The 12980-nt window shown below is 71.3% G+C and carries 12 protein-coding genes; 1 reads left to right on the top strand and 11 read right to left on the bottom strand.

Features of this window, described 5'->3' with window-relative positions:
• Nucleotides 1-31: 31 nt before the first annotated feature.
• From tsaD to glmS, 9 genes are all read right to left on the bottom strand, one after another.
• Nucleotides 32-1087 (bottom strand): tRNA (adenosine(37)-N6)-threonylcarbamoyltransferase complex transferase subunit TsaD, encoded by a 1056-nt coding sequence (gene tsaD / locus AB0M48_RS19900; RefSeq protein ID WP_030478357.1) that lies wholly within the window; start codon nucleotides 1085-1087, stop codon nucleotides 32-34.
• Entirely contained in the window at nucleotides 1080-1538 is a 459-nt protein-coding gene (gene rimI, locus AB0M48_RS19905) for a ribosomal protein S18-alanine N-acetyltransferase (RefSeq protein ID WP_319985998.1), read from the bottom strand. The genes tsaD and rimI overlap by 8 nt, the downstream gene beginning before the upstream one ends.
• A complete protein-coding gene (gene tsaB, locus AB0M48_RS19910; protein WP_319985999.1) occupies nucleotides 1535-2215 on the bottom strand; it encodes a tRNA (adenosine(37)-N6)-threonylcarbamoyltransferase complex dimerization subunit type 1 TsaB in 681 nt (226 codons plus the stop codon). The genes rimI and tsaB overlap by 4 nt, the downstream gene beginning before the upstream one ends.
• A gap of 188 nt (nucleotides 2216-2403) precedes the next feature.
• Nucleotides 2404-2745, bottom strand: a complete 342-nt coding sequence (locus AB0M48_RS19915; RefSeq protein WP_363843787.1) for a hypothetical protein — start codon at nucleotides 2743-2745, stop codon at nucleotides 2404-2406.
• Nucleotides 2746-2808: 63 nt separating this feature from the next.
• Nucleotides 2809-3270, bottom strand: a complete 462-nt coding sequence (tsaE, locus tag AB0M48_RS19920; protein ID WP_363843790.1) for a tRNA (adenosine(37)-N6)-threonylcarbamoyltransferase complex ATPase subunit type 1 TsaE — start codon at nucleotides 3268-3270, stop codon at nucleotides 2809-2811.
• Nucleotides 3267-4364, bottom strand: coding sequence for an alpha/beta hydrolase (locus tag AB0M48_RS19925; protein ID WP_363843793.1), 1098 nt, complete (start codon nucleotides 4362-4364; stop codon nucleotides 3267-3269). The genes tsaE and AB0M48_RS19925 overlap by 4 nt, the downstream gene beginning before the upstream one ends.
• On the bottom strand, nucleotides 4361-5446 hold the full coding sequence (gene alr, locus AB0M48_RS19930) for an alanine racemase (protein WP_363843796.1): 1086 nt from the start codon (nucleotides 5444-5446) through the stop codon (nucleotides 4361-4363). Before alr ends, AB0M48_RS19925 begins: the two co-directional genes overlap by 4 nt.
• Before the next feature lie 51 nt (nucleotides 5447-5497).
• Nucleotides 5498-6928 carry an NAD(P)H-hydrate dehydratase gene (locus AB0M48_RS19935; protein ID WP_363843799.1) on the bottom strand — a complete coding sequence of 477 codons (1431 nt, stop codon included), beginning with the start codon at nucleotides 6926-6928 and terminating at the stop codon, nucleotides 5498-5500.
• A complete protein-coding gene (gene glmS, locus AB0M48_RS19940) occupies nucleotides 6929-8788 on the bottom strand; it encodes a glutamine--fructose-6-phosphate transaminase (isomerizing) (RefSeq protein WP_363843802.1) in 1860 nt (619 codons plus the stop codon).
• Nucleotides 8789-8922: 134 nt separating this feature from the next.
• On the opposite strand from glmS, the gene AB0M48_RS19945 reads away from it, so the two are divergent.
• On the top strand, nucleotides 8923-9750 hold the full coding sequence (locus tag AB0M48_RS19945; protein ID WP_363843805.1) for a dienelactone hydrolase family protein: 828 nt from the start codon (nucleotides 8923-8925) through the stop codon (nucleotides 9748-9750).
• A gap of 98 nt (nucleotides 9751-9848) precedes the next feature.
• Here the strand turns inward: AB0M48_RS19945 and AB0M48_RS19950 are convergent, their stop codons facing one another.
• Both AB0M48_RS19950 and AB0M48_RS19955 read right to left on the bottom strand, forming a co-directional pair.
• Nucleotides 9849-10283, bottom strand: coding sequence for a hypothetical protein (locus AB0M48_RS19950; protein WP_363843808.1), 435 nt, complete (start codon nucleotides 10281-10283; stop codon nucleotides 9849-9851).
• Nucleotides 10274-12979, bottom strand: coding sequence for a hypothetical protein (locus AB0M48_RS19955; RefSeq protein WP_363843811.1), 2706 nt, complete (start codon nucleotides 12977-12979; stop codon nucleotides 10274-10276). Before AB0M48_RS19955 ends, AB0M48_RS19950 begins: the two co-directional genes overlap by 10 nt.
• Between the last annotated feature and the right edge of the window lies 1 nt (nucleotide 12980).

Below are 12980 nucleotides of genomic sequence, written 5' to 3' on the forward strand. Positions count from 1 at the left end.
CTCCAAGATTCAGGTCCGCCCAGGAATGGCGTCAGAGTATCTGCACCGTGCCGACGGGCAGACCGGGCGTCGTCGAGAGGTCCATCGGGGACGGCTTGGCACCAGCCGCGACCAGGTGGGCACCGAGCGCGGCGATCATCGCGCCGTTGTCGGTGCACAGCCGCGGCCTCGGCACGCGCAGCTCGATGCCCGCCTCCGCACAGCGCTCGGCGGCGAGCCCGCTCAGGCGTGAGTTCGCCGCGACGCCGCCGGAGATGACCAGAGTGCCGACGTCCAGGTCCTTCGCGGCGCGGATCGCCTTGGCGGTCAGCACGTCCGCGACGGCCTCCTGGAACGACGCGGCGACGTCGGCCAGCGGGATCTCCTCGCCGGCGCGCTCGGCGCGTTCGACCCAGCGGGCGACCGAGGTCTTCAGGCCGGAGAACGAGAAGTCGTACTTCGCGTCGCGCGGGCCGGTGAGGCCGCGCGGGAACGCGATCGCGCAGCCGTTGCCCTGCTTGGCGAGCTTGTCGATGGGCGGGCCGCCGGGGTAGGGCAGGTCGAGCAGCCGCGCGACCTTGTCGTACGCCTCACCGGCCGCGTCGTCCACGGTGGACCCGATCTCGGTGATCGAGTTCGCCAGGCCGCCCTCGATCAGCAGCAGCTGCGAGTGGCCGCCGGAGACCAGCAGCGCGAGGCAGCGCTGCGGCAACGGGCCGTGCTGCAGCGTGTCCGCGGCCACGTGACCGGCGAGGTGGTTCACGCCGTAGAGCGGCTTGCCGAGCGCGGCCGCGTACGCCTTCGCGGCGGACACGCCGACCAGCAGCGCGCCGGCCAGGCCCGGCCCGGCGGTGACGGCGATGGAGTGGATCTGGGAGAGCTCGACCTTCGCGGTGTCGAGCGCGCGGCGCATGGTCGGGACCAGCGCTTCGAGGTGGGCGCGGGAGGCGACCTCTGGCACGACGCCGCCGAAGCGGGCGTGCTCCTCGACGCTGGAGGCGACCTCGTCGGCGAGCAGTTCGAGCGAGCCGTCCGGACCGAGGCGGACGATCCCGAAGCCCGTCTCGTCGCACGAGCTCTCGATGCCGAGGATCAGGCGATCAGACACTGTGAGCAGGCCTTCCCATCGTGTACGCGTCGGCACCCGACGGCTGGTAGTAGCGGCGGCGCAGGCCCAGGCGTTCGAAGCCGTGCGCCAGGTACAGGGCGATCGCGGGCTCGTTGTCCGTGCGGACCTCGAGGTAGACCGGCACGTTGATCTCGTCGACGCGGGCCAGCAGGTCCCTCAGCAGCATCTTGCCGACGCCCCTGCCCTGCCAGTGCCCGACGACGGCGATCGTGTGCACGCTGGCCTCGTACTCGCCGGCGGCGAGCCCGGCGTACCCGATCAGCTCGTCGTCGGCGTACGCGCCGATGTAGTAGTTGCCGTTGTCGAGCTCGGTGCGGAACGCGTTCTCGCTCCACGGGTCGTCGCCGGGGAACAGCGCCAGCTCGATCTCGTGGCACCTGGGCACGTCGGCGTGCCGCAGCGGCGCGAGCGTGACGGTGCCGGTGGTCATGCCCTGGTCACCCTCTTGCGCCCGGTGGGCTCGACGGCGTCGGGACGGCGCAGGTAGAGCGGGGTGAGCGCGGCCGGGCGGGCCTTCGCGAGCACCTCGGCGGCCGCGGCGGCGACCAGGCCCTCGGGGCTCGGGTGCTTCGCTTGGAGGAGCTCCAAGCCGAGGACGTCGGCGTAGATCTCGGCGCCCTCACCCGTGGCCTGGTGCACGCCCAGGGCCGGCAGCTTCTCGGCCAGGTCCTGCGGGCGCTCGACGTGCGGGCCGTCCGTGCGGCGACCGGCGGCGTCGTAGGCGGCCCAGTAGACCTCCTTGCGCCGCGCGTCGGTCGCGACGAGCAGCGGGTGGCCGCTGGCGGCGTCCTTGGCGATGGCGTCGGTCGTGGCGACCGGGTAGACCGGGCGGTTGAGCGCCTGGCCGAGCGCGGCGGCGGTGGCGAGACCGACCCGCAGGCCGGTGAACGGCCCGGGTCCCGCGCCGACGACGATCGCGTCGAGGTCGGCGAACGTCCTGCCGGCTTCCGCGAGCGCGTCAGTGATGTGCGGGGTGAGCAACTCGCCGTGCGCCTTGGCGTTGAGCGTCACCCGCTTCGCGAGCAGGCGCGGCGGGGAGTCGGGCGCGAGTTCGACCACACCGGCGGTGACTGCGGGGGTGGCCGTGTCGACGGCGAGCACTAGCACGGTTGTCCAGAGTAGTACCTGTCCGGACCTGCACTTGCGACGCGTCCTCAAGGCGCTCGCATCAGGGCTGGTCCATGTCGCTGGACCGAGTGATCGCGAGCCGAAGCCGTCCTGCTCAAGCATCCGTCAGCGACTGCCGAGCGGATGGCCGACGGGCTCGTTCGGCCATCCCCACGACGTTCCGGCGACTAGCGGCCGGACGTGTTGCCGTCGCAGGCGACGGAGGACGAATGATCGACCGTGAAGATCTCCAGCGGGCCGTTCCACTGCCACGGCGCGGCGCACGCGTTGTTCAGCACGCTGATGCCGTCGCCGCGGGCGGCGTGATCGTCGTTGCACGCGGCGTAGCCCGGGGTGTGGCCCTCGTACAGCAGCGACAACGGGCCGTTCCACAGCCACGGCGCGGCGCAGAGGTTGTCGGCAACGCCGATGCCGTCGGAGCGGTCGTGCTCGCCGGCGGAAGCGGGAGCAGCGGCAGCCAGCAGGGCGCCACCGACGACTGCGGTCGAGAGGAGCGTCTTGAAGATCATGCCGGGATCATCGGCAGGGCACGCTCTGTCCTCAATGGACTTCGCCCCCGCGCGTCGCGAACCTCACACCGGCAGGGGACGCGAGCTCCAGTCGCCCTGCGGGATCAGCTGAGCTGTGCGAACGTCGTCGATTCCGCGTTCGAGGCGGATCAGCAGATGATCTTCGCTCAGGCGTTCCGCGACGCCCTCGCCCCACTCGACGGCGACCACGGCGTCGACGAGTTCGGTGTCCAGGTCGAGATCGTCCAGCTCGTCGAGGTGACCCCCGAGCCGGTACGCGTCGACGTGCACCAGCCGCACGCCCCTGCCGTCCTCGGCGGGCTCGTGCACGCGGGCGACGACGAACGTAGGCGAGGACACGCGGCCCTGCACGCCGAGGCCGCGCGCGAGCCCGCGCACCAGCGCCGTCTTGCCGGCTCCCAACGGCCCGGCGAGCAGCAGCAGGTCGCCCGCCCGCACCAGTTCACCCAGCTTGCGGCCGAACTCCTCGGTGTCCTCCACCAGGGGCAGTTCGACGGTTTTCACGCTCGGCGCCACCACTTCTTCCGACTCTCTCCGCGATCGGTCGCGCAGCGTTCGACGAGCGCGACCAGGTGGTCGTTGACGAGATCAGCCTGCTCCATCATCACCATGTGCCCGGCACCGGGGGCCCGCACGAGGGTGGCGTGCGGCATCTCCTCGGCCATCCGCTCGGCGTGCGAGAACGGCGTGAGCTTGTCCGCGTCCCCGCTCAGGATCAGCACCTCGCAGTGCCGCAGTCCGGCCAGCGCCTTGTAGCGGTCGTGCGTGCCGAGGGTCTCCAGGAACTCGGTGAGGACCTTCACCGTCGTCCCGTTGATCATCTGCTCCATCAGGTCCACGAGGGACGGTGCGACCCTGCGGTCGCCGAACGCCAGCGCGCGGATGCCGCTCCACGTCAGGGTCTTCGTGCCCTTGCGGACCCACTCGACCAGCCCCGGCTGGATGCCCGCGAGCCGGCCGACGCCGAGCGTCACCGGGTTGTACCGCGACAGCACGGACTTCGGCAGTCCCGCGCCGCCCACGGCGCCGGCCGCCGTGCCGATCAGCGCGACGCCGCGCACCCGGTCCTCGAAGAGCTCGGGGTGCTTCTCGGCCAGCGCCATGATCGTCATGCCGCCCATGGAGTGGCCGACGAGCACCAGCGGGCCCTCCGGCACGACCGCGCGGATCACCGAGTCGAGGTCGAGCGCGAGCTGGTCGATCGTGCTGTGCTCGGCGGAGGACTTCCCGGAACGGCCGTGGCCGCGCTGGTCGTAGAGCACCTGGTGGACGTGGGGATCGATCAGCTCGGCGAGGTCGCGGCGCTGGAAGTGGAAGCAGCGGCGGTCCAGCGCGAACCCGTGCACCAGCACCACGGTGATGTCCGGCTCGCCGCCGTCCGCCGGGTCGACCTCCTCGACGGAGATCGGCACGCCGTCCTCGGCGGCCACCGTCGACTCGCGATCGGGCCTCAGCTGCCCCAACGGCTCGTCGGCGAGGCTGTCCGTCGCGTTCTTGCGCTCGTGCGAGACCTTCGCGGTCTGCGCCACGGCCGCACCGGCGACGACGGCACCGACCGCGCCACCGACCCACCCGACGACCTTCCACACCGGCTTCACGTGTAGATCCTCCGCACCCGCGGCCGGTACATCCCGCAGACGATCTCGTAGTCGATCGTCCCGGTCAGCTCCGCCCACTCCGTCGCCGTCGGCTCCCCCCGGCTGCCGTCGCCGAACAGGACGACCTCGGCACCCTCCGCGATCTCGTCGTCCCCGCAGTCCACGACGATCTGGTCCATGCAGACACGACCGACCACCGGGCGGCGCCTCCCCTCCAGGAGCACCTCCATCCGGCCGGAGAGCGCCCTCGGGACACCGTCCGCATACCCCGCCGGCACCAGTGCCAGCGTCGTGTCCGTCCGCGCTGTCCATGTCATCCCGTAGGAGACGGACTCCCCCGCGGGGATGCGTTTCGTGAGAGCCACGTGCGACCGGTAGCTCATGACCGGCCTGAGGTCGTGATCGGTCGGCACCGGGTTCAGCCCGTAGACGGCGATGCCGGGCCTGACCATGTCGAAGTGCAGATCGGGCCTGGTCAGCAGGGCCGCCGAGTTGGCGATGTGCCGTTTCGGGTCGAGACCGGCGGCTTTCGCGACCTCGTAGGCGTCGTCGAACCGCTTGGCCTGCAGGTCGATGGACGGGTCGCCGATCTCGTCCGCGGACGCGAGGTGCGACCAGATGGCCACGACCTCGTGCTTCTTCGCGGCCTCGACGAGCTCCGGCCAGTCGTGGGGCTGGCAGCCGTTGCGGCTCAGCCCGGTGTCGATCTTCAGGTGGAGCCGCGGCCGTGCGTCGGCCTCCAGCGCGGCCTGCTCGACGCGGCGCAGGGCGGACAGCGATGCCACGGACATGTCCACATCGGCCGCGAGACCGGCCGCCAGGTCCTCGTCCGGGGTGTCGAGCCACGCCAGCACCGGGGCCTGGATGCCCGCCGTCCGCAGCGCGAGGGCTTCCTGCGTCGAACAGGAACCGAGCCAGGTGGCGCCCGCTTCGAGGGCGGCGCGGGCGACCTGCACCGCGCCGTGGCCGTAGCCGTCCGCCTTGACGACGGCCATCGTCTCGGAGGCAGGGGCCAGACCGGCGAGCAGGGCGACGTTGTGCCGCAGCGCGCCTAGGTCGACGACAACTTCTGAACGGGCCATAACCTTTTCATCGTGCCATGAGCCCGCAGCTCATCAGGTGTGAGCGAGCGCTCACGCAGGGGTCCCCTCCAGGGGGTCCCCTGACTCAATTCTCCCAGACGGCACCGACAAGATCGTCCGGATCGCGTCCGGGATCGCGTTCATCAGCCCCGAGGCGGGCGACGGCGCCCCGTCCGCTCCCAGTTCGGCGGCCAGCACGTGCGCGTACGCCGCGTACCCCGCCGCCAGGAACGGGTCGACGCCCCCGGCCAGCAGCGCGCCGATGATGCCGGACAGGACGTCGCCCGATCCGGCCGTCGCCGGCCAGGACGACGTCGCCGAGTTGACCAGCGCCCGTCCGTCCGGCGCCGCCACGACGGTCCGGTGGCCCTTGAGCAGCACCACGGCGTTGAACCTCCGCGCGGCCTTCCTGGCCGCCGCGACGCGGTCCGCGCCGACCGGGCCCGCCAGGCGTTCGAACTCGCGGTCGTGCGGGGTCAGCACCAGGGCGGCGTCGGGGTCGCGGGCGTCCCAGAGCTGCGGGGTCGAGGCGAGCAGCGTGATGGCGTCCGCGTCGGCGATCACCGGCACACCGGCGTCCAGCACGAACCGCAGGACCTCCGCGGACGAGCTGCCGGTGCCCATGCCGGGGCCGACGACCCAGGCCTGGACGCGGCCGGCGTCGGTGATCGAACCGGTGCAGATCGTCTCGGGCCAGCGGGCGCGGATGGCGTCGGCGGCCGGACCGGCGTAGCGGACCATGCCCGAGGTCGCGAGCACGGCGGCGCCGGTGGAGAGCACCGCGGCGCCGGGGTAGGTGGCACTGCCGGCCGCCACGCCCGTGACGCCCTGGGTGTACTTGTCGTCGGACGGGCCCGGCACCGGCCAGGCGATGTCCTCGCGGTCGAGCAGCACGAAGTCGGGATCCACCGGTCGCAGACCGATGTCGACCAGGTGGACGTCACCGCAGTCGGCCAGCGCGTGCACCGGCTTCAGACAGCCGAACGTGACGGTGGTGTGCGCTTTCACGTGCGGGCCGGAGATCTCGCCGGTGTCCGGGTCGATGCCGGACGGCAGGTCCACCGCGAGGATCGGGACCTTCACGCCCTCGACCAGAGCGGCGGCGGCCGGGCGCAACGGGCCGCGCGCGGACAGGCCGACGATGCCGTCGATCACGAGATCAGGGGCGCCGACCTCGGAGACGATCCGGCCACCGGCGCGACGGAACGCCGCCAGGCCCTCGGCGTGGGCCTTGGCCGGGTCGAGCAGGACCGCGGACACCGCGACCCCGCGGCGGCGCAGGAAGTATCCGGCCCACAGGGCGTCGCCGCCGTTGTTGCCCGCACCCACGAGCAACGTCACACGGCGGCGGCCCCGCAGGAGCCTGAGGGCGTGGGTGGCCACACCGAACGCGGCCTTGCGCATCAACGAGCCCGGCGGGACGACCGCCATGAGCTCCTCTTCAGCGGACTTGACGCGTTCGGTGTGCCAGACGCCTCTCACTCACTCGACGGTAACGGACTTCGCCAGGTTGCGAGGCTTGTCCACGTCGTAGCCGCGGGCGGACGCGATCTCGGCCGCGAGGATCTGCAGCGGCACCGTCGAGATGAGCGGCTGCAGCAGCGTCGGGACGGCCGGGATCTCGATCAGGTGGTCGGCGAACGGGCGCACGGTCTCGTCGCCCTCCTCCGCGATCACGATCGTGCGGGCACCGCGGGCCTGGATCTCGCTGATGTTCGACACCAGCTTCGAGTGCAGGACGGCACGGCCCTTCGGCGACGGCATGACCACGACGACCGGGAGGTTCTCCTCGATCAGCGCGATCGGGCCGTGCTTGAGCTCGCCGGCCGCGAAGCCCTCGGCGTGCATGTAGGCGAGCTCCTTGAGCTTGAGCGCGCCTTCCAGGGCCACCGGGTAGCCGACGTGGCGGCCGAGGAACAGCACCGCCTTCGAGTCGGCGAGCTCACGGCCGAGCGCACGGACCTGCTCGGCGGTGCCGAGCACGCGCCGCACGGCCTCGGGCATGGCCTCCAGCTCGTGGAACTCGCGGGCGACCTCGTCCGGGTACTTGGTGCCGCGGGCCTGCGCCAGGGCCAGGCCGACCAGGTAGTTCGCGGCGATCTGGGCGAGGAACGCCTTCGTCGACGCGACACCGATCTCCGGACCGGCGTGCGTGTAGAGCACGGCGTCGGACTCGCGCGGGATCTGCGCGCCGTTGGTGTTGCAGACGGCCAGGACGCGGGCCTTCTGCGCACGTGCGTGGCGCACGGCCTCCAGCGTGTCCGCGGTCTCGCCGGACTGCGAGACGGCGACGACGAGCGTGTCGCGGTCGAGCACCGGGTCGCGGTAGCGGAACTCGGAGGCCAGCTCGACCTCGACGGGCAGGCGGGTCCAGTGCTCGATCGCGTATTTCGCGACGAGACCGGAGTGGTACGCGCTGCCGCAGGCGATGACGAAGACCTTGTCGACGTCGCGCAGGTCCTGGTCGGAGAGGCGCTGCTCGTCGAGGACGATCCGGCCGTTCGCGAAGTGGCCGCGCAGCGTGTTCGCCAGCGCCTCCGGCTGCTCCTCGATCTCCTTGAGCATGAAGTACTCGTGGCCGCCCTTCTCGGCGGCGCTGAGGTCCCAGTTCACCGTGAACGGCTTGGCCTCGGCGATCTCGCCGTCGAAGTCGGTGACCTCGTACCCGTCGCGGGTCAGCACGACCATCTGGTCCTGACCCAGCTCGACGGCTTCCTTGGTGTGCGCGATGAACGCGGCCACGTCGCTCGCGACGAAGTACTCGTTCTCGCCCACGCCGACGACCAGCGGGGAGTTGCGGCGCGCGGCGACGACCTGGTCCGGCTCGTCGGCGTGCGTGATCACGAGCGTGAACGCGCCCTCGAGCCGGCGGGCGATCTTGCGCACGCTGGCGGGCAGGTCGCCCTTCGTGTCGCCCTCGGCGTAGGCGAACGCCACGAGGTGCGCGACCGTCTCGGTGTCGGTGTCGGACGCCATCTCGACGCCGAGGCCTTCGAGTTCGGCGCGCAGCGCGAGGAAGTTCTCGATGATGCCGTTGTGCACCACGGCGACACGGTTGGTCGTGTCGCGGTGCGGGTGCGAGTTCCGGTCGATCGGCGCGCCGTGCGTCGCCCATCGTGTGTGGCCCATGCCGACGGTGCCCGCGAAGTTGTCGCGGCCCACCTCGTCGAGCCTCGTCTCCAGGTTCTGCAGCCGTCCGGCCTTGCGTTCGACGGCGAGGTCGTCGCCTGTCACGACCGCGACGCCCGCTGAGTCGTAACCCCGGTATTCGAGGCGCCTCAGCCCGTCCAGCACGACGTCGAGCGCCGACTGGTGACCCACGTATCCCACGATTCCGCACACGGGAAACAGACTAGCTAGACCACGACGCTAACCCTAATGAGTGAGACTGCTCTGTTTGCGCTGGTCAAACGCACGTGTGGTGTAGACCAATCTTGAATGTGGTGCGGACGACAGGATCGACTACGGTTCACCACATGGCTCGCCGCGTGATCACGCTGACCGCGAAACAGGCCCTCGAGCAGCTCAGCAGGCCCGGCCCGCACCCCGTGCTGCGCGGTGACCTCGCGCTCGTCGGCCTGCCGGGCGCGATCTTCACACCGCAGTCCGGCCTCGGTCTGCCGGCCGTCGCGTTCGGACACGGCTGGATGCAGCCCGTACGGCGCTACCACGGCCTTTTGCGGCACCTGGCCTCGTGGGGCTTGGTCGCCGCGGCACCGGCCGTGGAGCGCGGCCCGCTGTTGTCGTCACGGGTGCTGGCGGCGAACCTGCTGACCACTTTGGACATCTGCACCGGCGTGCGGCTCGGCACCGGGGAGATCAGCGTCGACCCGGCCCGGCTCGCGCTGGCCGGACACTCGATGGGCGGCGGCGCGGCCGTGCTGGCCGCGTCCTCAGCGGACCGAGTCCGGGCCGTTGTGACTTTGGCCGCAACGGAGACGCGTCCGTCGGCACTGGACGCGGCCCGCGAGGTCCGTGCGCCCGGGCTGCACCTCGCGGCGGGCGAGGACCGCATCGCACCCCCGGTCGGCCACGCCGAGGCGATCGCGTCCGCGTGGGGCGGCCCCGTGCAACTGCGGCTGCTGCCCAAGGCCTCGCACCTCGGCTTCACCGAGGGCCGGCACTGGAGCGAGCTCATGCTGGACGGCAGCTCCGAGCGAGGGTCGAACAAGCTCGGACGCGCGTTCGTGACGGCCTTCCTGCTGCGCGTCCTGACCGGCGACCGGACGTACGACGAGCTGCTCGACAGCGACCTGAAGGCCGCGAACCTCGTGTTCCAGCGGGAAGCCCTGCCTCGGCGCTAGCGCACGTCGCCCCGCTGCTTCAACGCACGCGGGGACCTTTCGTACTTCATGTGAGTACGAAAGGTCCCCGCGTGCGTTCAACTGAGACTGGCCAGCTGTCAGCTCAGCCAGGTCTGGCCGCTCAGGTCGTCATCGTCGTCCACCGGTGCCGGACGCCGCGGACGGACCGGCGGAGGCGGTGGCGCGACCGGGGCCACGGGCGGAGGCGGCGGAGTGGACGCCTGCTGCGGCGGCGCGTAGCCGTCGTCGTCCTCCGGGCCGAACGCCAGTTCACCGGCGCCGCGTTCGGGGCGGTCCCACTGCGGCTTGCGCGACTGCTGCCGTTCGCCCTGCTCGACGAGGTTCTCGGCGCTCTTCTGAGCGGCCGCGACGTCCTGCTTGTGCTTCTCCTCGCGAGCCGCGATGTCGGCGGCCACCTTGTCCTGGCTCGCCTTGAGCTCCGCCGAGACCTCGGCGGTGGCACGGCGGGTCTTGGCGATGTTCTCGTCGAACAACGCCTGAACGCGCGGGTCCACTTCCCCGATCATCGCCATGGGTTGGCGGCCTCCCCTCGGTCTTCGCCCAGCGTGGTCTGCATGGCGCTCAACGGGTTGTTGTTGTCGTCGTCGAACAACGTGCCCGTGGTGCGCCACTGGCTGGCCCCGCGCTCGGAGTCACCGCCCTGCTGGCCGCCCGCTCCGGCGCCGGCCATGCCGCCGCCCATCATGCCGCCGCCACCCATCATGCCGCCGGAGGCCGCACCGCTGGGCGGCTGGCCGTTCGCGTCCTGCATGGACGGCAGGTTCGCCGCGCCCGGCTGGCCCGCCTCGGAGGCGTTCGTGTTGAACGAGCCTCCGTTGCCGTCGCTCGCGTTCGGGCTGCTCCACGCGCTGTCGGCGTTCGAGCTGCCGAGCACGGACTCGCTGCCGCCGCCGGTGAACGAGACACCGGACGTCGTCGTGCTGTCCGAGGCCTGGACGAACTGCGGGCTCTCCGCGGAGATCCTGGGCTCGCCGACGCTCGGCATGATGCCGTTGTCCTCGATGTAGCTGCGGGCCATCGAGTCCTGGAAGCGCTCGGCCACGTTCGGCGCGGCCTCTCCCGGCGGGCTCCAGATCTGCTCACCGGCGGGCGCCGGCATCGGCTGGAACCCGGCCTCGGCCGGCATCGGCTGGAACTCGGCCTCGGCGGGCAGCGTCGTGACGGGCCCCGGGAACTCGGCTTCCGGGATGCGCAGGCCGTCCTCCAGCCTGGCGCCGTCGGAGCCGCCCCCACCGGGACCGGACTCGGAACCAGGGGTCTGCGCGGCGGGGTTCTCGTCCTCGCCGAAGCCCACGCCGATCTTGTCGGGCGTGCCGTCGCCGTTGTCCGCGGTCAGGTTGATCTCACCGGTGTCGGTGTCGACCTCGGCGGTGAAGTTGACGCCGTCCTGCTCGATGTGGATCTTGCCGTCCGCGCCGACCTCGACCGGGATCGGGTTCGACTCCGAACCGAGCGGGCCCGCGGCCGGAGCCGCTCCGCCGCCGGGCGCCGGGGTACCACCGGCTGCGGGGGCAGCGCCGGCGGCGGGAGTCTGCGCGCCCGCCGTCGGGTTCGAGGCGGTGAGCTGGCTGGCCATGCTGGTGATGGCCTGCGCGCCGTTCTGCCCCATCAGGGCCTTGGCGGCCTCGGGGTTCTTGCTGAAGTCCAGGTCGTAGGTCTTCGGCTCGCCCTTCGGCGTGTCGATCGTCATCTTCACGTGCCCGTTCGAGTCGGGCTCCGTGACCTTGATCGTGTTGTCGCCGGCCGTGACCGTGACGGTCTCGAGCTCTTCCTCCGGCTTGGGCTGGTCGGGCTTGCCGTCGCCGTCGAGGTCGTCGGGCTTGCCGTCGCCGTCGGTGTCACCGGGGACGTCCGGCTTGCCGTCGCCGTCCTTGTCGAGAGGGTTCTCCGGCTTCGGGATCTCCGGCGTGCCACCGCCACCACCGCCGCCGCTCGGGCCGCCGCCACCGCTCGGGCTGCCGCCGCCACCGCCGCCGTTGTTGACGTTCTGGCGGCCGCCGCCCTGATCGGAGAACGCCGGGGGGTCGCCGATCGGGCCGAACGTGTCCTTGAACGCGTTCTTCAGGCCCGTGAACATGGCCTTGTAGTCGGCGTCGACACCGGCCTGCACGGCCTGGCAGTAGCCGTCGAACGCCTTCTTCTTGCCGTCGAACTCCTCGCAGAGCGCCTTCAGCTTCTGCTTGGCCTCGTTGATGATGGATTCCCGCCGGCCCTTGACCCAGGAGTCCCAGCCGAGGCCCGCGAGAACGCCCGACAGGATGCCGCCGGTGAGAGCACCCACGACACCGCCGACCACCCAGCCGGGCAGGCCGGAGAGTCCGTCGAGGATGCCCGCGTCGTTCTCGAAGATGTCGCCGTTCGCCTGGCGGATCGCGGTCTCGGCCTCCTCGACCGTCAGACCGCCGCACTTGTCCGAGTACTGGTCGTGGATCTGCTGCGCGAAGTCCTTGACGTGCTTCTGCATGTTCGTCACGCCGGCGGTGATCGCGCCGGGAGCCGTGCCCGCCTGCTGCACGAACGTCTTCGAGGCGCCGGCGAACTTGGTCCGGTACTCGCCCGCGGCCTTCGCGGCGGGGCCCTCCCAGGAACCGAGCCCGTTCCAGGCGGCACCCAGCGCGTTGTCGTGCGCGTCCGCCTTCTTGACGTTCTCGGTGAGCTTGTGGGCGTCTTCGCGGAACTTCGCGAAGTCGATGTCGCGGACCTCGTCGTACTTGCGGTAGATGTCGTTCTGCAGGTTCGGCGCGGCACCGCCGTGACCGCACGCCTGCGCGGCCTTCGGGTAGATCGGGATGAACTTCTCGAAGAACCTGAGGCCGGGGGCGCCGGCGTCGAGCAGCGTGTTGCTGTTCGGAACGTCACCCTGCTCGTTCAGGACCTTCTGGGTGGAGCCGAGCTCGCGCTCCACCTTGGCCTGGTCGACGAGCTTGTCGGCGTCGCCACCCTCCACGGTGAAGGCGGCGTGCTGGCCTTCCTTGCGAATGTTGTTGGCCTCGCTGAAGCCCAGCGTCAACGGTGCGAGAACCGTGCCCACCACGTGGTCGCCCACGCTCGGGTCGTCCGGAACCTCCACACCGTTCGCCTTGCCGTAGCGCTCGACCTCTTCCTGGGGAGCGCCGGCGCCGGCGAGGGCGCGGACGAGTTCCTTCTTGGTCTCCGGCGTGACGTTCGGGTCGTCGAGGAGCTTCTTGATCTCGGTCTGATCCGCCACG

It is taken from the genome of Lentzea sp. NPDC051208, from assembly GCF_040682435.1.
GTDB classification, from domain to species: Bacteria; Actinomycetota; Actinomycetes; order Mycobacteriales; family Pseudonocardiaceae; genus Lentzea; species Lentzea kristufekii.

Excerpts from the sequence above, each read along its gene's own strand:
- rimI (WP_319985998.1), bottom strand. The coding sequence starts at position 1,538 with ATGACCACCGGCACCGTCACGCTCGCGCCGCTGCGGCACGCCGACGTG.
- AB0M48_RS19915 (WP_363843787.1), bottom strand. The coding sequence starts at position 2,745 with ATGATCTTCAAGACGCTCCTCTCGACCGCAGTCGTCGGTGGCGCCCTG.
- alr (WP_363843796.1), bottom strand. The coding sequence starts at position 5,446 with ATGGCCCGTTCAGAAGTTGTCGTCGACCTAGGCGCGCTGCGGCACAAC.
- AB0M48_RS19945 (WP_363843805.1), top strand. The coding sequence starts at position 8,923 with ATGGCTCGCCGCGTGATCACGCTGACCGCGAAACAGGCCCTCGAGCAG.
- AB0M48_RS19950 (WP_363843808.1), bottom strand. The coding sequence starts at position 10,283 with ATGGCGATGATCGGGGAAGTGGACCCGCGCGTTCAGGCGTTGTTCGAC.